The 20,181-nt window shown below is 39.7% G+C and carries 17 protein-coding genes and 5 tRNA genes; 17 read left to right on the top strand and 5 right to left on the bottom strand.

Annotation, left to right across the window (positions count from 1 at the left end):
• The 7 genes from H5187_RS20575 to purF form a co-directional block, all read left to right on the top strand.
• The coding region (locus H5187_RS20575; protein WP_310737474.1) for a FimV/HubP family polar landmark protein at positions 1-1,264 on the top strand (1,264 nt) is incomplete at its 5' end.
• Positions 1,265-1,442: 178 nt separating this feature from the next.
• Complete coding sequence (gene truA / locus H5187_RS20570) at positions 1,443-2,237, top strand: tRNA pseudouridine(38-40) synthase TruA (protein ID WP_149980769.1); 795 nt, start codon at positions 1,443-1,445, stop codon at positions 2,235-2,237.
• A 160-nt stretch (positions 2,238-2,397) separates the two neighbouring features.
• Positions 2,398-3,273, top strand: coding sequence for an acetyl-CoA carboxylase, carboxyltransferase subunit beta (accD, locus tag H5187_RS20565; RefSeq protein ID WP_145241496.1), 876 nt, complete (start codon positions 2,398-2,400; stop codon positions 3,271-3,273).
• A gap of 25 nt (positions 3,274-3,298) precedes the next feature.
• On the top strand, positions 3,299-4,564 hold the full coding sequence (folC, locus tag H5187_RS20560) for a bifunctional tetrahydrofolate synthase/dihydrofolate synthase (RefSeq protein ID WP_182798242.1): 1,266 nt from the start codon (positions 3,299-3,301) through the stop codon (positions 4,562-4,564).
• A gap of 11 nt (positions 4,565-4,575) precedes the next feature.
• Positions 4,576-5,214, top strand: coding sequence for an SPOR domain-containing protein (locus H5187_RS20555; protein WP_182718156.1), 639 nt, complete (start codon positions 4,576-4,578; stop codon positions 5,212-5,214).
• A 61-nt stretch (positions 5,215-5,275) separates the two neighbouring features.
• The gene (locus tag H5187_RS20550) at positions 5,276-5,770 is read left to right on the top strand and encodes a CvpA family protein (protein ID WP_054206292.1); all 495 of its coding nucleotides are present in this window, start codon (positions 5,276-5,278) and stop codon (positions 5,768-5,770) included.
• A gap of 18 nt (positions 5,771-5,788) precedes the next feature.
• The gene (purF, locus tag H5187_RS20545) at positions 5,789-7,315 is read left to right on the top strand and encodes an amidophosphoribosyltransferase (protein WP_145241490.1); all 1,527 of its coding nucleotides are present in this window, start codon (positions 5,789-5,791) and stop codon (positions 7,313-7,315) included.
• 114 nt (positions 7,316-7,429) lie between these two features.
• On the opposite strand, the gene H5187_RS20540 is transcribed toward purF, so the two are convergent.
• The gene (locus H5187_RS20540; RefSeq protein WP_145241488.1) at positions 7,430-8,029 is read right to left on the bottom strand and encodes a Yip1 family protein; all 600 of its coding nucleotides are present in this window, start codon (positions 8,027-8,029) and stop codon (positions 7,430-7,432) included.
• 251 nt (positions 8,030-8,280) lie between these two features.
• Here H5187_RS20540 and miaE point away from each other — a divergent pair, with 251 nt between their 5' ends.
• The 3 genes from miaE (at position 8,281) to H5187_RS20525 (ending at position 13,388) form a co-directional block, all read left to right on the top strand.
• Positions 8,281-9,051 carry a tRNA isopentenyl-2-thiomethyl-A-37 hydroxylase MiaE gene (miaE, locus tag H5187_RS20535; protein WP_182732574.1) on the top strand — a complete coding sequence of 257 codons (771 nt, stop codon included), beginning with the start codon at positions 8,281-8,283 and terminating at the stop codon, positions 9,049-9,051.
• Positions 9,052-9,250: 199 nt separating this feature from the next.
• A complete protein-coding gene (locus H5187_RS20530) occupies positions 9,251-11,476 on the top strand; it encodes an EAL domain-containing protein (protein ID WP_182794936.1) in 2,226 nt (741 codons plus the stop codon).
• A complete protein-coding gene (locus H5187_RS20525; RefSeq protein ID WP_182718151.1) occupies positions 11,469-13,388 on the top strand; it encodes a sensor histidine kinase in 1,920 nt (639 codons plus the stop codon). Before H5187_RS20530 ends, H5187_RS20525 begins: the two co-directional genes overlap by 8 nt.
• Positions 13,389-13,436: 48 nt before the next feature.
• Here the strand turns inward: H5187_RS20525 and H5187_RS20520 are convergent, their stop codons facing one another.
• The 3 genes from H5187_RS20520 to H5187_RS20510 form a co-directional block, all read right to left on the bottom strand.
• On the bottom strand, positions 13,437-14,216 hold the full coding sequence (locus H5187_RS20520) for an ABC transporter substrate-binding protein (RefSeq protein ID WP_182718150.1): 780 nt from the start codon (positions 14,214-14,216) through the stop codon (positions 13,437-13,439).
• Between the two features lie 47 nt (positions 14,217-14,263).
• Complete coding sequence (locus tag H5187_RS20515) at positions 14,264-15,007, bottom strand: UDP-2,3-diacylglucosamine diphosphatase (RefSeq protein WP_182718149.1); 744 nt, start codon at positions 15,005-15,007, stop codon at positions 14,264-14,266.
• 89 nt (positions 15,008-15,096) lie between these two features.
• Complete coding sequence (locus H5187_RS20510) at positions 15,097-15,588, bottom strand: peptidylprolyl isomerase (RefSeq protein WP_145241476.1); 492 nt, start codon at positions 15,586-15,588, stop codon at positions 15,097-15,099.
• A gap of 150 nt (positions 15,589-15,738) precedes the next feature.
• Here H5187_RS20510 and cysS point away from each other — a divergent pair, with 150 nt between their 5' ends.
• Positions 15,739-17,118: a cysteine--tRNA ligase gene (cysS, locus tag H5187_RS20505; protein ID WP_182794937.1), complete on the top strand. Its 1,380-nt coding sequence runs from the start codon at positions 15,739-15,741 to the stop codon at positions 17,116-17,118.
• Positions 17,119-17,301: 183 nt separating this feature from the next.
• A complete protein-coding gene (locus tag H5187_RS20500; protein WP_182740252.1) occupies positions 17,302-18,195 on the top strand; it encodes a DMT family transporter in 894 nt (297 codons plus the stop codon).
• Positions 18,196-18,258: 63 nt separating this feature from the next.
• On the opposite strand, the gene folD is transcribed toward H5187_RS20500, so the two are convergent.
• Positions 18,259-19,113, bottom strand: coding sequence for a bifunctional methylenetetrahydrofolate dehydrogenase/methenyltetrahydrofolate cyclohydrolase FolD (folD, locus tag H5187_RS20495; protein WP_149980758.1), 855 nt, complete (start codon positions 19,111-19,113; stop codon positions 18,259-18,261).
• 350 nt (positions 19,114-19,463) lie between these two features.
• Here folD and H5187_RS20490 point away from each other — a divergent pair.
• The 5 genes from H5187_RS20490 to H5187_RS20470 all read left to right on the top strand — a co-directional run bounded on the left by H5187_RS20490 (position 19,464) and on the right by H5187_RS20470 (position 20,088).
• Positions 19,464-19,540 (top strand) — tRNA-Pro (locus H5187_RS20490).
• Between the two features lie 131 nt (positions 19,541-19,671).
• Positions 19,672-19,748 (top strand) — tRNA-Arg (locus H5187_RS20485).
• Between the two features lie 23 nt (positions 19,749-19,771).
• Positions 19,772-19,847, top strand: a tRNA-His gene (locus H5187_RS20480).
• Between the two features lie 17 nt (positions 19,848-19,864).
• Positions 19,865-19,941, top strand: a tRNA-Pro gene (locus tag H5187_RS20475).
• Positions 19,942-20,011: 70 nt separating this feature from the next.
• Positions 20,012-20,088, top strand: a tRNA-Pro gene (locus H5187_RS20470).
• Positions 20,089-20,181: the final 93 nt, after the last annotated feature.

Raw genomic sequence — 20,181 nt, 5'->3', positions numbered from 1 at the left:
GCCTGAGCTTTTAGATGAACTTGGATCAGAGCTTGAAGGTTTAGATGATGATTTATTTGCACAAACGAGTGAAGAATCAAGCGACGATTTACTTGATGAAGATGATTTACTTGAAGAATATAATGATCCTTCACTAAAAAGTGTTGATGATTTACTCAATGAACTGCAGCAAGAAGACGATTACGTAGAGCCTCCACAATGGTCTGATGTTGATGAACTCAACGATGATATCGAAGAGGTTGAAATAGATCTGGGAGATGATCCGCTTGCAGATGAAGAGCTCGGTGATGAATTTGATTTAGCACTGGAAGACGAACCTCTTAGCAATGATACAGTAACACCAAGTTTAGAGCTTGATGATTATCCAGACCTTGAACTCGATGATGAAGAGATTGATAGTGACGCAGAATTAGCCGATGAGACTGAGCTGGAAACGTCGGGAGCAGATACTCCAGAGCTGAAGCTTAGTCAAGCTGAGCAAGATCTTGCTAATGCAATGGCGGGAGGTCACGATTTAGATAGTTTAGAGCAAGATTTTGATGATGAATTATTAATCGAAGATGAGCTGATTACTGAAGACGAGCCGGTTGCTGAAGACGAACCAGTTGTTGAAGACGGGCTCGTTGCTGAAGATGAACTTACAGATGCGTTAGAAGATGAATATCGTGGTGATTTCGCGACTGAACTTGAAGAACCACTGGAACAATCGTTGTCAGATGATCAGCTTGATGATGATTTTATGGCTGATCTCACCCAAACAGATTTTGATGCATTGCTTAGTGAGTTGGCTGAACCTGAGTCTTTAGAAATAGATGATAGCAGCGAGTTTGAAGTTGATTTCAATGCGTTACTTAGTGAAGATCTTGCTACACTTGAAGAGCTTTCAGTACCTGATGATATGCCGTCGGCTGAGCAATTAAGTGAAGACGTGAATGCATCAACAAATGAGGACATCGTTGCGGATGAATTCGTCGATATTGATGCTTTGATTGAACAAAGTGATGATACAAGCTTAGATTATGAACCTTATGATGATGTAAATATGGATGTCGGATTAAGTGAGTTTGATGCCTTACTTGCTGGAGATAACCCAACTGATGTTGATGCTGAAAGTGGCGGTTATTCTGCAAAACTTGATTTAGCACGTGCTTATATTGAAATAGGGGATATGGATGCAGCCCTTGACGCTATTGACGAAGTGATAGCAAATGGTCCCGAAGAAGTACAAGAAGAAGCACAAAGCTTAAAAGCAAAATTACTGTAAGTTGTTTCTGCATTTATAGTTAAAACGGGGAGTAAATTTAGTTTACTCGCCGTTTTTTTAGCAATAGAAAAAAGCTCGCTTGGCTACTGTGCGCTTAATTTGTATAGAGTCACTTTTATTGCAGCGTCAGATAGCATAAAATGCCCCGTTCATTAGCACAGTAGGTAAAGCAGTAATTATGCGAGTAGCACTTGGAGTTGAGTACAACGGCGCCCGTTATAGTGGTTGGCAACGTCAATCGCATGTAAATAGCGTACAACAAGAAGTAGAAACCGCGCTTTCGCGTATTTGTAATCATCCAGTTGAAATAGTCTGTGCTGGGCGCACTGATGCCGGCGTGCATGGCACTGGGCAAGTGGTGCATTTTGATACCGATGCTGAACGCGATATGGTTGCATTTACTATGGGTATGAATACCTTGCTACCGAAAGATATTGCTATTCGCTATGCAAAACCGGTGAGTGATGATTTTCATGCACGTTTTAGTGCTACAGCTCGTCGTTATCGTTATGTTATTTACAATAACGCCTTTCGAGGAGCAATATTAAATGAAGGCGTTACGCATTTTCATCACCCACTTGATGAAACTAAAATGCAAGAAGCATGTCAATATCTATTAGGCGAGCATGATTTTACGTCATTCAGAGCTTTGCATTGTCAAGCGAATACTGCTACACGTACTATTCATCACTTGTCAGTTGAGCGTCAAGGCAGTTATGTGATTATTGATATTAAGGCTAATGCATTTTTACACCACATGGTGCGTAACATTACCGGTTGCTTAACCGATATTGGTATTCATAAGCAGCAACCTGTGTGGCTAAAAGAGTTACTTGATTTAAAAGAGCGAGCCAAAGCCAGTGCGACGGCAAAGGCGGCAGGTTTATACTTAGTTGATGTTGACTATCCGGCGCGGTTTGAAATTCCGTCGACACCACTTGGCCCTTTATTCTTAACGGATGTGAAGGGTTAATTGGTGATAAATTAAACATAACCTTGCAGGCATTTCACTACTAAGACCAGTTTTTTATACCGCCTGTGTGGAATTCATGTTTTAATTGAAAAAATTTGTCTGTCAATAATGATTTGGCAGGAACGCAGCAAAGCACAGAATAGTATTAAGAGAGTTGCAAATGAGTTGGTTAGAAAAAATCCTACCTAAAACAACAAAGTCTTCGGCTCGTAAAGAGATCCCTGAAGGTGTTTGGGCAAAGTGTACAGATTGTGATTCGATTTTATATAAAGCTGAATTAGAAAAATCACTCAATGTATGTCCTAAATGCAATCACCACATGCGTGTGAGTGGCCGTAAACGCCTTGAGCACTTTTTGGATGATGGCGACCGCCAAGAACTTGGCACACAGCACGAACCAAAAGATATTTTAAAGTTTAAAGACTCGAAAAAATATTCAGATCGTATCGCCGCCGCACAAAAATCAAGTGGCGAAAAAGACGCATTAGTCGCGATGAAGGGACGCTTAAAAGGCATTCCAGTGGCCGCCGTCGCATTTGAATTCTCATTTATGGGTGGGTCAATGGCATCGGTTGTTGGCGCACGTTTTGTGGATGCTGTTGATCAGTGTTTAGAGCATAACATGCCGCTAATTTGCTTCTCAGCTTCAGGTGGCGCACGTATGCAAGAGGCACTAATGTCGCTTATGCAAATGGCTAAAACCAGTGCTGCACTTGCTAAGATGAGCGAACAAGGCTTACCGTTTATCTCAGTAATGACTGACCCAACTATGGGCGGTGTATCAGCATCATTAGCTATGCTAGGTGATATCAACGTGGCGGAGCCAAAAGCATTAATCGGCTTTGCGGGTCCTCGTGTAATTGAACAAACTGTGCGCGAAACCTTACCTGAAGGCTTCCAACGAAGTGAATTTCTACTCGAGCATGGTGCCATCGATATGATTATTGATCGCCGTGAAATGCGTGACACACTTGCCCGCATACTAGCTAAATTTATGAACTTGCCTTCTACGGAACAAGAGCATAGAGTAGCGTAAATTTCAGCTTTACTGATTACACGCTATGACAAAAAATCTTCCTAGCCAATCATCAAGCCTTGATGATTGGCTTTGTTATTTAGAAAGTGTTCACCCAGCAAATATTGCCATGGGTTTAGAACGCGTTGCCAAAGTTGCCAATACCATTGGTTTACTAGATAGCCCAAGTAAAATTATTCTAATAGCCGGCACCAATGGCAAAGGCACCACTGCCCGATGTTTAGAATCACTGCTGCTTGCCCAAGGTTATTCGGTTGGTACCTATGCCTCTCCTCATTTAATTCATTATAACGAGCGAGTGCGCATTAATGGCGCTGAGCTTGATGATCAATTTCATGTTGATGCGTTTGACTTGCTCGAGCAAGGCCGCGGTGACACGCCACTGACTTATTTTGAGTATGGCACCTTAGGCGCACTGGCTATTTTTAAACGCCATAGCGTTGATTATGTGCTGTTAGAAGTGGGTTTAGGTGGGCGTTTCGATGCTACCAATATTGTTACTCCATTTGCCAGTGTGATCACCACCATAGATCTAGATCATAAAGAGTACCTTGGTGATACGCGAGAGCTTGTGGGTTATGATAAAGCAGGGATCTTCCGTACTGGCACACCTGCCATTGTCGGCGATTTAAATATACCGCACACAGTCACCGACTACGGTCATGAAATTAACGCGGTGATGCATTTATCAGGGCGAGACTTTATATTTAAAGAGCATGCGCAAAGTTTTAGTTGGCAATATCAAGCCCATCACTTTGAGTTTGCTAAACCATCAATCCCATGCCAAAACGCGGCAACGGCACTAACCACATTAGCTGTGTTAGATTTATTACCTAGTGAGGCAGTGATCCGTGATTGTTTAGCTAATTTAGTTGTTGAAGGGCGTTTTCAGCAACTAAGCAGCAAACCTATGGTCTATACTGATGTGGCACATAATGCTGAATCTGCACGCTATTTAGCTAAAAAGTTAGCTAACCTGCAAGATCAAGGCTTTAAAGTTCATGCGTTAGTCGCTATGCTGGCTGATAAAGACAAAGTCGCTGTATTAAATGAAGTTAGCTCGGTAGTTGATGCGTGGTGTTTAGCCGGACTTAATTGCTTTCGTGGCGATAAAGTAGAGAATTTAGCTAAATCCATGGATAATGTGCATACAAGCGCGCCAATTGAAAAATATCAAACAGTTGCAGACGCACTGGATGGTGTGTTGCCACAGCTTGATGAGAAGACGGTGTTAATCATATTTGGCTCCTTCTTAACTGTTGCAGCTGCTATCAATTATTGGAAAAAATAGAGAGGAATCAGGTGAACTCAGGCTTTATAAATCGTTTAGTCGGCACAACTATTGTGGTGATTGCAGCTATCGTGTTTATTCCTAATATTCTTGATGGCGAAAAAGTACATTACAAAGAAGGCTTTAAAGCCATTCCGGAACGTCCTGAGTTCACAACTATTGACTTGCAAGATTCAATAGATGATCAAGTGGCTAACGCACAACAGCCAAACGAAGAGCCTGAGGAAGATATATTGCCAGATGATGACCTAATCTCAAGTTCCTCTGATGCGGTTGAAGAGACGACGCTAGTAGCGAAAAAAATGGTTGAAGCATCGACTGAGCAAACTACTGTAGCAACGACTACAGCACAACCTGTTGAAAAAAAGTCTGAGCCATCACGTAAGCCTGAAGAAAATTTATCGAAAATGGCATATGTAATTCAGTTGGGGAGCTTTTCGCATAGTGCGAATGTAAAATCGCTACAAGCTAAACTAAGTGACAAAGGGTTTAAAACCTTTACCCGTCCAGTTAAAACACCAAATGGTACTTTAACCAAAGTTTTTGTGGGTCCGTCGCTTGATAAAGCCCAGCTTGAGAGCAAACTCCCTGAATTAAAAGCACTTACTAAACTTAACGGAAAAGTTACCCAATTTGAAGTAGCAAAATGATCTGGCATTTAGTGCTGACCTCTTATAGAATGCGCCCCAAATTAACGACTAGTTGGTTCATATGATCTGGGTTGATTACGCCATCTTTGGCATTATTGCACTGTCTACTATTATCGGTTTAATTCGTGGCTTTATAAAAGAAGCAATGTCTTTGGCTGTGTGGGCTGGCGCATTTATCATATCTAGCTTGTTTTACCAATATTTAGCATCATTCCTAACAAGTATTTCTGAACCCCTTTTAAGAAATGCAGCGGCCATTGCCATATTATTCTTTGCGACGCTATTGTTAGGCGGATTGTTAAACTACCTTCTAGGTGAACTTGTACAACGTACTGGTTTGTCTGGCACAGACCGTGTCTTCGGCATTGTCTTTGGTGCACTTCGTGGCGTGTTGGTCGTGAGCGCGTTACTCTTCTTTCTTGATGCTTTTACTGGTGCACCCAATACGCACTGGTGGGGTAACTCTATTTTGATCCCAGAATTTGGCTTTGTTGTTGAGTGGTTTTTTTCATACCTCGAAAATAACTCTAGCTTTTTAAATTCGGTCAACCGTTAATCGGCGAGGAAAAATTTCATGTGTGGTATCGTTGGAATAGTCGGAACATCTCCTGTAAATCAGGCGATTTATGATGGCTTAACTGTTTTGCAACACCGTGGTCAAGATGCCGCGGGCATCATTACCATTGAAAACAACACCTTTAGTTTACGCAAAGCAAATGGCTTAGTGAAAGATGTATTTCACACCCGTCATATGAAGCGTTTACAAGGCACTATTGGTATCGGCCATGTACGCTATCCGACAGCAGGTTCTTCTAGCTCGTCTGAAGCGCAGCCGTTCTATGTTAACTCACCGTTCGGTATTGCTTTAGCACACAACGGTAACTTAACCAATGCAGAGCAGCTTAAAGAGCAATTGTTCTGTGAAGCACGTCGCCACGTTAACACAACCTCAGATTCTGAAATTTTACTTAACATCATGGCTCATGAATTAAGTAAACCAAATAAACTACATCTTGACCCTGAAGATATTTTTAACGGTATCACCGAAGTTATAAATAAAGTTCAAGGCGGTTATGCCACCATCGCTATGGTAATTGGCCATGGTATTATCGCGTTTCGTGACCCAAATGGTATTCGTCCATTAGTGTTTGGTAAACGTGAAACTGCAAATGGCACCGAGTATATGTTTGCCTCTGAAAGCGTTGCGTTAAAAACCGATGGTTTTGAATTTGTGCGTGATGTCGCTCCTGGTGAAGCGATATATGTTACTGAAGGCGGTGAGTTTTACTCTCAAACATGCGCAGATAAAGTATCTTACTCGCCATGTATCTTTGAATTTGTTTACTTTGCACGTCCAGACTCAAATATCGATCGCATGTCTGTTTACGCTACACGTGTAAATATGGGCACTAAGCTTGGCGAAAAAATTGCTCGCGAATGGGCTGATAAAGATATTGATGTTGTTATTCCAATCCCAGAAACATCATGTGATGTGGCATTGGAAATCGCCCGCGTACTTAATCTGCCATATCGCCAAGGGTTTGTTAAAAACCGTTACATTGGCCGTACGTTTATCATGCCTGGTCAGGAAATGCGTAAAAAGTCAGTACGTCAAAAGCTCAATGCAATTGACCGTGAGTTTAAAGGTAAAAACGTATTACTAGTTGATGACTCGATTGTACGTGGCACTACTTCAGCACAAATTGTTGAAATGGCGCGTGAGTCTGGTGCTAAAAACGTTTACTTTGCTTCTGCTGCACCTGAAATTCGCTTTCCGAACGTGTATGGTATTGATATGCCATCTGCGGCTGAGTTGATTGCCCATGGACGTGAAGTTGAAGATATCAATGCAAGCATTGGCTCTGATGGTTTGATTTTCCAATCGTTACCTGATTTGATTGCTGCCGTAGCGCAGGAAAACCCAGAAATTACACGATTTGAAACATCAGTATTTGATGGCCAATATATTACCGGTGGTATCGATCAGAATTATTTGAATCGTATTGAACAGCTGCGTAATGATTCGGCAAAAAGTAGTCGTGAAAGTGCCATGTCTTCTGGTTTAGAGTTACATAATCAAGAAGAAAACGGCTCAGATTAATCTCTGCCTAGCGAAATAAAAAAGGAGCTAAATTTAGCTCCTTTTTTGCGAAGGAAAGAAAATAATAACACTACTATATACTACATTTTACAGCTTCTAACGTTGAACTAGGTATCATGTAAAGGTTGGACTTACGATACCGTTGGTCCACAATATGGCGGTGACAGCTAAAATAATCACCAGTAAAATTAGTCCGCAAGTTACCACAGAGCTTGCGTAAATAAAGCCACGCTCTTGCGGTATATGCATCAAAATGGGCACACCGGTATACAGCAAGTAGACCGAATAGCCTAAAGCGACCAAACCCACACATACAACAAACCATAGTTCTGGCCAAAATGCCGCTAGTGCAGACATAAATACTGGTGTTGAAGTATACGCTGCAAGTTCTAAGGTTTGGGTAAAGGTTGGTTCTGCACCAAAAGTAACAGCCATCCAATGTGCTAAATAAGCCAGCGCAAACACACCTACAATTAAAGCGCCATACATAGCTGCAGCAATCAGTATTGCACTATCGTGGGTTAAAAATACCGGATTACCAGCCCCGATACTCCAGCCCAAATAAACTGATGAGTAATAACCCATTGCAGATGGAAACAACGCTATCAGTAATATATGTGATAGGCTATATGTTAAGCTCTCGTGGCGGTTATCTATTGTTTGCCACTCTTCGAGTGGATGGGCATATATGCCCCAAAGATGGTTTAGTATCATAATTGTGTGCCCCATAAAAAGGAATTAGTTCGCTGTTTTATTTTTATACAGCTTGTATTAAGTTATGGTTCAGTAATGGGGTCTTGTCAAGAAACACCAATGAGAGACGAAAGCAAAAAAATCAGCGGGGATATATTTAACTAGAGTTCGGGTTATTTAATTAATCAAACCCCCAGCTTTGTTTTATTATCAGTCATTTTTCATGATAAAATCATTTTCTTAATGACAGATACTAATGAGCAACTCTCTTCGTGCCACATAGCAAACTTTTAGAACCGATTAAGCAATTTTTACGTTGTGAAACCCCTTTAGGGTGGATTGATGAAGCCACTAAAAAAGAAAACCTAGCGGTTATTTTAATTGATCATCTCATCTGTGAGCTTAAAGCCGCGCAATCTGCGATGTTTTTAATTCGTAAATACGCCGTGGATAAACAAAGCAGCGATGCCTTGCTTGAGTGGCTGAAGCCGTTTGAAACGCTGATATACAAACGTGAAGGGAATTGGCGCGATCTTGCGGCTAAAAACAAACTGACTAAAGCAGTGATCCCAAAATCTGATTCAGCTTATGGGCAAGATTTGGTTGATAAAATGGTGATGTTGATCAAAGAAGAGCTGCACCACTTTTATCAAGTATTAGAGATCATGGATGAGTACGGTATTGAGTATCAAAGTATTACGCCGTGTCGTTATGCTAAGGGTATGCTAAGACATGTAAAAACCTTTGAGCCAGATGCACTGGTCGATAAGCTCATAGTCGGTGCTTACATCGAAGCTCGTTCGTGCGAGCGTTTTGCCGCGCTTGCACCCCATGTAGATAAGCGTTTAGGTGATTTTTATATTTCGTTATTGCGCTCTGAGGCACGCCATTACCAAGACTATTTAACTCTTGCCCAAGAAATTGCTGGTTTTGATATTACCGAGCGGGTTAAAGAGTTTGGTGAAATTGAAGCGCAGTTAATTACATCTTGTGATGACGATTTTAAGTTTCACAGTGGTACGCCGGTAAATAAAAGCGCTTAACCAACACCAACATGTGCTGCAGCTTTTCAAATCATGCTGTAGCACATACTTTATTATCAAAAGTTTTTTTAAATTAGACACATCAAAAACTCTCACCTAATATTTAAAGCAAGTTAAATTTTTATTTATCAGTTATTTTATTGCTTTGCAATGCATTGTAAATGAAAGGCCATTGCTATTATTATTTTGGTGGGTATATATGGATGAGAATGAGGGATTATTTGTATTTTCTGCTGAGGAAGAGTTAGTAAATACCGACCTTAAAGTATGGAAAATTTTAACTGTTGAGGATGATCTCGATTATCAACACGCATTAATTAATAGCTTAAAAGAATTAAAGGCCAAAGAAGGCTACAAATATGAGTTATTAGCGGCCAACTCAGTACCAGAAGCTGCGCTTGCTTTAAGTATGCACCCAGATATAGCACTTGTTTTTATCGATGTGGTTATGGAAGAAGATGACTCCGGACTGCGTTTGGTAAATACCATCAGAGAAGTGATTGGCAACGCTGAAATGCGTATCGTGTTACTAACAGGGCAGCCCGGTTTAGCCCCTGAAACCGATGTGATGAAAATGCTCGATATTGATGAGTACTGGAATAAGTCTGACATTTCTGCGCAAAAGCTTGAATCAATCGTTAATAGTAATATGCGAACTTGGCAATATATTTCGCAAATAACAGCCGCTAAACAAGGTTTGCAACTTGTGCTTGATGCATCAAGGAGCATTAATAGCAAACATGATATGGGCTCATACTCAGCTGCCGTGCTGCAAGAACTAAGCAATATTTTAAAAATATCCGAGGGAGGCGGGATCCTTTGTTCAAGCAACCTTGATAAAGGCGACAATGCAATGATCCTCACTACCAACGGCTGCTTTAATGGTATGAAAGGACAAAAAGTAGATAGCAATTTACTGGCCGATATGTACGATGACTTCCAGCTAGCGATTCAAGAGAAACGTCATGTGTTTTCAAATCAGCATAGTATCTTCTTCTTCCCAGCAACCATTGCTGAAGGCACGCACTATATTACCTTGGTAAAATCAGATAATCCCATTAGTGAAGAAAACGAATATTTATTGAAAGTATTTAGTGAAAACGTCAGTAGCGGATTTGCTAATATTTCATTATTAAATAGATTAACCGAGCTTGCCTATACCGATGTTTCATTAAACTTACAGAATAGAAACTGGTTAACTCGCGAAATTAAAAATATGAACGTATATGAAAAATCCAAAATGCGTTTGATTATTTTTGATATTTACCAGTTTGATGAAAAAGCTTTTACCTTTGGTTACGATTTTTGTAAAAAAATCATAAAACTCGTTCATAAAAGTATTGTAGATGTTTTTTCAATGTATGACCCCAGAATTGCGATTATTAGTAATCGTAGTTTTGGCATGCTCATCAATGTTGATTTTGATATTGCCGATGATATTACGCATTTTCATAATAAACAAAAGTACGAAATTGAAAATGTTAAGCAATTTATTGACGTAAGAGTATTGGAGTTAAAGTTAAGTTGCGCATCAAATATTACTCCCGAAAAAGTAATTAGCCTAGCAGAGTCGAGTTTAAATTACTTGCAAGTAACTCAAACGAAGTTTATTTTGCATACTGATGAAAAGACAGTCGCAATAACAAGGCGTTATGAGTTGATGGCGCGCCTTAGGACGGCTATTAGTACCAAAGAATTGCGTATCGCTTTACAGCCAAAAATGTGCTTGAAAACATTAAAACCAATTGGTTTTGAAGCGCTAGCTAGATGGCAGTTGGCTGATGGCAGCTTTGTAAATCCTGAAGAGTTTATAGAGCTTGCTGAAACCGCTGGTTTAATTAATGAGCTTGATAATGTTATTTTTGAAAAAATACTACAAACTATTAATCAACTAAAAAGCTGTGGCATAAACTTACCCATTGCATTTAACGCATCATCTTATGACTTGATCGAGCCTTCTTACTTTGAGTCTATCAAGAGTCGGATTGAAGAATATAAAGTATCCCCCTCGATGCTGGAACTTGAAGTGACAGAAACCCAAGCGATCAGTAATTACAACTTTATTAAAGAGGCTTTATCACGATTTATGGCATTGGGTATTAAAGTGAGTATTGATGACTTTGGTACGGGTTATTCATCATTAGCACACATTAATGAAATACCGTCAAATGCGATAAAAATTGATCGCTACTTTGTCAGCAACCTTGAGCATAATATAAATAATCAATACATGATAAAAATGATCATCAGTCTCGCAAAGCAATTTGATTTTAAAGTTATTGCTGAGGGTGTTGAAAACGAATTTGAGGTGCAATGGTTAAAACAAGCAGGTTGTGAAATGGCCCAAGGTTACTTTTTTTCAAAACCGCTATTTTATGATGATTTACTGATCTGGTTAGCACAGTTTGATAATGTAAATGACTAAAAAAAGTAACTCATTTTATAGCGACAAAAAAGGCGTACTCATAAAGTCGCTGTTTATTTTATTTGTTGCGATATTAATTGGCTGGCTGGTATACGAGCAAGTTTATCAGTCAAAAGTAACCATAATAAAAGAGCGCCAAGATGAAAAACTAGTGCTTGTGAGTACTGATTTATCTAAAGAGCTAAGCAGTATTAAAAAACTCACTCAGCTGTTAGCAAATGGCCAAGTATTAAAAAGTAATACAGGTTTAAATACATTGAGCGCTCAACAAAGCGACAAGCTCATAAATGATTATTTTTTAAATTTTGCTTCTGTATCAACCAATATCTCACAAATACGTTGGCTTGAACGCAGTGGTAAAGAACGTTATAGAATTAATTTCAGCAATAAAAAAAGCGAAATTGTTGAGGTATCACAATTACAAAATAAGCAAAATCGTTATTACTTTAAAGAAGGGATGTTAGTTGCACCACCGAATACATTTATTTCAGAAATTGATTTAAATATTGAGCGTGGAAAAGTTGTTGTCCCGCATGAGCCAACAATTAGGGTGACTTACAGAACGCAAGGTGGTGATTATTTAATAGATGGCTTGTTAGTAGTGAATTTTAATCTGGATTATTTATTTAGTAATATTCGACAATATGATGAAAAAAACACCCAAGTAAATATTCTAAATCATGATGGTTATTGGTTGTATAATAAGGATCCCGCATTACAGTTTGGGTTTATGTATAATCAAGTTAATAACTCGCTAGCAAATAACTCTCCAGCGCTTTGGCAACACATCATTGAACATGACGTACAAAGCACCTCACGTATTTTTCATGACAGTTTATATACTTTCAGGCGATTCTCTATTGTTTCACTACGTGAATCAACACAAAGAACCGCAGATTCAGATAAAGAGATTATTATACTTATCGGTAGCCCTAAAGAGCTGCTGTATAATGCAAAAATGACTGCTTTTCAATATGCTGCTCTGTGTAGTGTTGTTTTATGTATTTGCGGTTTTGGTTTTAGTTACCGTGAATATTTATTCCAACAGCAACTAATTACTTTATCTTATAAACTACAGCGTGAAAAAGTAGAGTTAGATAGCGTCAACAAACAGCTCGATTTAACTATAAGGCAGCAGCAGCAATTACAAACAAGCTTACTCGAAGCTCGAAAACTATCGTCTTTAGGGTTGTTGGTGGCGGGGGTTGCTCATGAGATGAATACACCCATTGGCGGTGCTATTATCTCAGTATCTAACGCGAATGTGGTTATTAATAAGTTGAGTGACGCGATAAAAACCGGATTAACTAAATCGCAATTAGATAAAAGCACACAGAGCATTGAGGAAAATTTAGGGTTAGCTAAAATTAATTTAAATAAGGCAGCGGTATTAGTTAAAAGTTTTAAAAAAATGGCGATAGACCGTCATAATGATGATGTCATCACATGTAATATAAGAAAAATAACTGAAGATTTACTGATCTCCCTTAATTCAAGATTAAAAAACTCAAACGTAAAAGTGAAAACCTTAGTTGATACTGACCAAGATATAAAAAGCCGACCAGGAATTATTTCCCAAGTGCTAGAAAACCTGATAATGAACGCACTAACCCACGGGTTTGCCAAAAATCAAGTCGGTGAAATTGAGATAAAAATAGCACAAGCTGCTAGTCAATCCATTAAATTAACCATTTCAGATAGCGGTGTTGGGATTAAAGCAGAGTCTCAACAGTACATCTTTGAGCCTTTTTACACCTCAGCTCGTGGTATTGGCAATACTGGGCTTGGCTTATATATGGTGCACCAATGGGTTACACACATTTTGCAGGGGGAAATTAAATTACAGTCCAATCCACACTCTACAGAGCGCTTTAAAACTGAGTTTACTATTACTATACCCAAACTATCTTAAGATGCAGAATTCGTTGCTTGGAGTGATAGTCATATAAGCATTTGTGTTTTAACGTTTTAAAAATTGTAGGTATTGCTCAGTCTTAGCTTCTGAAAAGCCATGGCGTAGGAGAACTTGTGCGGCCTCACCATTATTTACAATGGTGTTGAAACCGTTTTCTAATTGTATTAATTGTTGCTTACTTTGCACAGCAGATTTGGAAAAAATAATATATAGGTAGTGGGACGCTAAATGAGGAGGGATATATACGATTGACTGTCCTGTTTGTAATTGTGGATGATTGTTTAACCAGTACTCACCGACTTCTTTGGTACCAGCTACTAAATCAACGCGGCCAAGCTGTAACACGCGTAAGCTGCTGATCAAGTCATTAGTCGCTGTAATGGCTAAATTATGTTCACTACTAAAACCCTCGCTAACTATATAATTACTACCTTTACTTATGCTGTATGGCTGTAATGACGTTAAACTGCCATCGTAATTTATTTTGCTACTTTTTCGTTTAAATAATCCAGTAAATGACTTTGCTAATGGTCGTGAATAGTGGAATGTTTTTTCTCGCTCGGCGCTATAATAAGCCCCTAAAAGAGCTGTTCGCTTATTTTTTTCAAGTAATCTTAGTGCACGAGCCCAAGTTGTAAACTCAATGCTAGCTTCAATATCTTGGCTTGCTAATGCAGTAATAATAATATCAGCTAACCAACCTTGTTGCGGCAGTTGCTCTGAAAAATACGGGGGAAAAGGCTCGGTAACAAAAAGCCATTTATCTTGGCTGTATGTATGGCCTGCGTAAAATAAACAAATAAGTATGAAAAATAATTTAAGCATTACGACCAGTACTAAAAACGATCAATATAGTAAGCGTAGACAATATTTTATATTTGTGCGAATGGTTCACTTACTAGTTCTTGTGTCTGTGCGGTAACAACTAAATAAGAGCCTTGAGTATACCAATCACCCAGCACTGTGCGAGTGAGTGTTTGCTTATCTACTTCATAATGATGCACATTAGGGCGATGGGTATGGCCATGGATCATATGTTTTACTTGGTGTTTTGCAAATGTTGCTAGTACCGCTTGTTCAGTAACATCTAATATTTCAAGCGCTTTACCGGTTTGATTTTGCTTTGATTTTTCTCTGGCATTTTGCGCAACTTTACGACGATACCAAAGTGGCATAGCAAGCATTAATCTTGGCCACCACCAACTGCGGCCTTTTTTACGAAACTTTTGATATTCAATATCTTGTGTGCACATTTCATCGCCATGCAAAATGACAGTGGGAGTGCCATATAAGTCAATTACCAGCTGTTCGGGTAATAAAGTCATTCCTGCTTGTTTGGCGTATTTATCGCGCATAATGAAATCACGATTGCCATGCACAAAATATACTGGGGTGCCGTTATCACTCACTACTTTTAAATGCTTTGCAACTTCAGTTGAGAGTGCGGTTACATAGTCATCACCAACCCATACTTCAAAAAAGTCACCGAGTATATATAGCGCGTCTACATCCTTATTAATAATATGCGTATCTAAAAACTGATAAAAAGCTGCACTGATATCTGGGCGATTTTCACTTAAATGGAGGTCGGCAATAAAGTAGGTTTGGCGAGTCATAGGTAAGTCTTTTAAAAATAAATAAAGCGGGCATATACGTATAGCATAGATACCCGCTAAAACGCCACGTTACGTGGGTAAGCGTACTATTAGTTTACAGTTACGCTTGTGATGATAACGTCATCAAGAGGTACGTCTTGATGAAAGCCTGTGCTACCTGTAGCAACGGCTTTAATTTTTTCTACTACGTCCATGCCTTCAACAACTTCAGCAAATACACAGTAACCCCAGCCTTGAGATGTTTCGCTGCTGAAGTTTAAGAAGTCATTGTTATTCACGTTAATGAAAAACTGTGCTGTTGCTGAATGTGGATCAGGAGTACGTGCCATAGCAAGTGTACCAATCTTATTAGAAAGGCCATTGTTTGCTTCATTTTGAATAGGATCATGCACTTCTTTTTGTGTCATACCTGGTTCAAAACCACCGCCTTGTACCATGAAACCATCAATTACACGGTGAAAAATAGTGCCGTCGTAAAAGCCTGCGTTAGCATACTGTAAAAAGTTTTTAACTGTGTTTGGCGCATCTTCTTTGAGCATGTTAATGGTGATATCACCAAAATTTGTGTGTAGAACAACCATGTGGTTTCCTATTAGCTGATTTATTTGCCGCTATTTTATCTTAGTTAGCTAAGATTAACAAAGTGCTTATTCAATTGATAAAGCGCTAGAGCAGGGGCTTTTCAAGTGTTAACATAGCGATTCAAGTAAATAGTCAAGGACTTAAAATAAATGGTAAATATATACAACACACTCACGCGTCAAAAAGAGCAATTTAAACCTATGGTCGACGGCAAGATCGACATGTATGTGTGTGGTATCACCATTTATGATTATTGTCACATTGGTCATGCCCGCACATTTGTAAGCTTTGACGTGATCGTGCGTTATCTTCGTCACATTGGTTATGATTTAAAGTATGTGCGCAATATCACCGATGTTGATGACAAAATCATTAAGCGTGCGAATGAAAATGGCGAAGCGATTAACGACTTAACTGTGCGTATGACAAAAGCAATGCATAAAGATTTTGATAGTCTAAACATGTTGCGCCCAGACATTGAACCTACAGTCACAGGTCATATGGACGAAATTATCGAAATGGTTGAACGACTAGTTACTAAAGGCCACGCCTATGTTGCAGCCGACGGCGATGTTTTATTTGACGTCTCAACGTTTGAGCAATACGGTGCATTGTCACAGCAAGATTTAACTATGCTACAAGCCGGTTCGCGTGTTGAAGTAGCACAAGATAAAGATGATCCACTTGATTTTGTGTTATGGAAAAAAGCCAAAGCGGGTGAACCATCATGGACATCACCGTGGGGCGAAGGTCGTCCAGGTTGGCATATTGAATGTTCGGCAATGAGCTCAAAGCATTTAGGTGAGCATTTTGATATTCATGGCGGTGGTTCAGATTTACAGTTTCCACACCATGAAAATGAGATTGCGCAATCATGCTGTGCAAATAACGGCAAGTACGTCAATACCTGGATCCATACGGGGATGGTACAAGTAAATAAAGAGAAAATGTCAAAATCATTAGACAACTTCTTTACTGTTCGTGATGTACTTAAAGAATATGATGCTGAATCGGTTCGTTATTTTTTAATTTCTGGTCATTACCGCAGCCAGTTAAATTACTCGCAAGAGAACTTAGATCAAGCACGTTCGTCGCTTGAGCGTATTTATACGGCACTTCGTGGTGTTGAGCCTATCAGTTGTGATTTAGCAACAAATGAACATGTGGCTAAATTTAGAAAAGCAATGGATGACGACTTTAATACACCAGAAGCATTACCGGTGTTATTTGAATTAGCCAAAGAGCTAAACCGTGTAAAAGACGTTGATGCTGAGCAAGCGGGTAAGTTAGCATTTGTACTGCGTAGTCTTGGGGAAGTGTTAGGGGTTGCTCAACAAGCACCAGAGGCATTTTTACAAGGTGGCCAAGCAGATGACGAAGTTGCCCAAATAGAAGCGTTAATAGTTAAGCGTAATGAAGCGCGCGCGGGTAAAGATTGGGCTGCGGCCGATGAAGCGCGTGATGCTTTAAATGCACTTGGAGTAATACTGGAAGACTCTGCAGGTAAAACTACATGGCGTAAAGCGTAATTAATTACCTTACTAGTGCCAGTCAAATAGGCATTGCTGAATAAGACATATTTTAGTAAGTATTGTATTAGTAAGTATTACAAAGGGTTGCCAATTTGGCGGCCTTTTTATTTTTTCTAGCTTGACCTCAACTTAACCTTAGGTTTTACCTTTGCGTTTCTTAGTTATTTTGAAAGGAATGAAATGAATATTTTTCTTGCCATGATCCCTGCTTTTTTATGGGGCACCACCTATGCGGTCACTAAATATGCCACCCCAGATTGGCCGCCAATATTACTTGGCGCGTTGCGAGCATTACCTGCGGGTTTACTGTTATTTGTGCTTAAACCATCATGGCCTAAAGCAAAACAGTGGCGCGGTTTAGTATTATTAGCTGTGGTTAATATTGCCCTGTTTTTTAGTTTTATTTTTATTATGGCGGTTAATTTACCAGCGGCAATTGCCGGTGTTGGTATGGTCTCTGTGCCTGTGGTTGCGTTGATTTATGCGTGGGTTTTTAAAAAGCAGCGTCCAGCGTTTTTGCAATCGGTGTGCGCACTTGTATTAGTGATTTTGGCTTGGCGATTATTTGATCCCCAGCATGTCACGATTAATGCCTTAGGAGTATTCGCTTTAATTGGTGCGTTGTTAACAATTGTTGTTGGTAGTACTTTAGTGCAAAAAATGTCTAGCCACACTCATTGGTGGACGGTATTAACATGGCAGCTGATCATTGGCGGATCATTGTTATCATTAGTCGCAATGACTCAAGCTATTTACTTTGATCCACAACAATATCAAGTACTTGCTAATGGTGTCAGTTCAATACAGTGGCTTGCATTATTTTGGTTAATTGTGCCAAATACAGCGCTTGCGTATATCTTGTATGTTTGGTTACTTGGCCGGATGACGGTGGTTGAGTTTACTTTCGGTACGATTGCTAATCCGATCGCAGGTATTATTTGCGCCGTGGTATTACTAAGTGAGCACTATCAAGTTTGGCAATATACGATTATGGTTTTAATGATTTTCTTCTCTGTGCTGCCGCAATTGTTAAAGCTAACACGGCGCCAGCGCTCAGCTAAAATAGCCTCATAAATAACAACAAAGGGTTGCTAAACAGCAACCCTTGTTAATTCTTGATGCGACGTTATAGGCTAATTAGCTATGGTATTTTTCACAGGCTTCAAGGGTATTTTCAATCAAGCTTGCTACTGTCATTGGGCCTACGCCGCCAGGTACTGGCGTGATGAAATGTGCTTTTTGTTCAGCGATCTCATACTGTACGTCACCGACTAATTTGCCGCTATCTAAACGATTAATGCCTACATCGATCACAATTGCACCTTCTTTAACCCAATCCCCAGGAATAAACTCAGGTTTACCAACTGCCACAACTAACAGATCAGCACGGCGTACATGAGTTTCTAAATCTTGCGTAAATTTATGACACACAGTGGTTGTACAACCTGCAAGTAATAGTTCCAATGCCATAGGACGACCAACAATATTTGAAGCGCCAACAACAACTGCATGCATGCCTTTGTATTTTACACCGGTCGAATCAAGCAGTGTAATAATACCTTTTGGCGTACATGGGCGAAGAGCAGGCATACGCTGTGCTAAACGGCCAATGTTATAAGGATGAAAGCCGTCAACATCTTTGAGTGGAGTGATATGCTCAAGGATTCTTTCAACATCAAGACCAGCAGGAAGAGGAAGTTGTACTAAAATACCATCAACTTGTGCATCGTTATTGAGTTCATCAATTAAATCTAATAATGCTTGCTCGTTTGTATCTGCTGGTAAATCAAATGATTTAGAAATAAAGCCAACTTCTTCACAGGCTTTACGTTTTGAACCTACATAAACTTGGCTTGCAGGATCTTGCCCTACAAGTACAACTGCAAGTCCAGGTGCGCGCAAACCGTTTGCAACACGTTCACTTACTCTTTGTGCTACTGCACTGCGTACTTGTTTAGCTATTGCCTTACCATCGATGATGTTTGCCGTCATGGGTGACCTTTAATTGGGGTTAGTTAACTTAATACCGATACTTTAAAAAAACGAATGCATATAGAAATAGGGGTAATATAATGCTAATAAAGAACACGTTCTTTATTACTCGTTTTTAATATGCTTACTATTTTCGCAGAAAAGCGCTAATGCGCCAAGTTGCTTTTCTGATATAGCCGCTAATTATATAAAACAGTTGAAATTTTAGCTGATCCTCACAATATTTAACCATTATGAACTAAAAATGACCGATTGATTTATTTTCTTAAAAAAAGGTTTGACCTGACACCGTCAAATCACTATTATGCACCCCGTTGTCAACGAGGTCACTCGCTAACAATAGTAAGCATCGGCGATTAGCGCAGTTTGGTAGCGCACTTGGTTTGGGTCCAAGGGGTCGCAGGTTCAAATCCTGCATCGCCGACCACTTTCTCATTTATAAAGAATGGTAATGATTGGTTTGGGTATGTCCTATGCAGTCACAAGTTAAATGCTGAAAAGCAGGTAACTATTCTATTATAATAGATTGGCTTATTGGTAAACTATGAAGTTTTCGATGCGCCCATAGCTCAGCTGGATAGAGCAACGCCCTTCTAAGGCGTCGGTCGAAGGTTCGAATCCTTCTGGGTGCACCATTTGAAAACATGTAAATATAGCGGTGGTTGTAGCTCAGTTGGTAGAGCCCCGGATTGTGATTCCGGTTGTCGTGGGTTCGAGCCCCATCAGTCACCCCATTTACAAAAAATAATATCGGCGATTAGCGCAGTTTGGTAGCGCACTTGGTTTGGGTCCAAGGGGTCGCAGGTTCAAATCCTGCATCGCCGACCACTTTCTCAAAAAGTGGTCTCAAATACACAGTTTGAGTGTTCAATGAAAACGAGGTTTAATACTTCAATATCGGCGATTAGCGCAGTTTGGTAGCGCACTTGGTTTGGGTCCAAGGGGTCGCAGGTTCAAATCCTGCATCGCCGACCACTTTCTTAATTAATAAAAAACAATTCAAAATTCATATTGCACAGCTTAATTCTAAAGCTAAAATATTGCTAACTTGCTAACTTGCTAACTTGC

Source organism: Pseudoalteromonas sp. SG44-1, assembly GCF_014164315.1.
GTDB lineage: Bacteria > Pseudomonadota > Gammaproteobacteria > Enterobacterales > Alteromonadaceae > Pseudoalteromonas > Pseudoalteromonas rhizosphaerae.
Note: the sequence above shows the minus strand (reverse complement) of the source record. Positions and strands in the feature narration are given on the sequence as shown.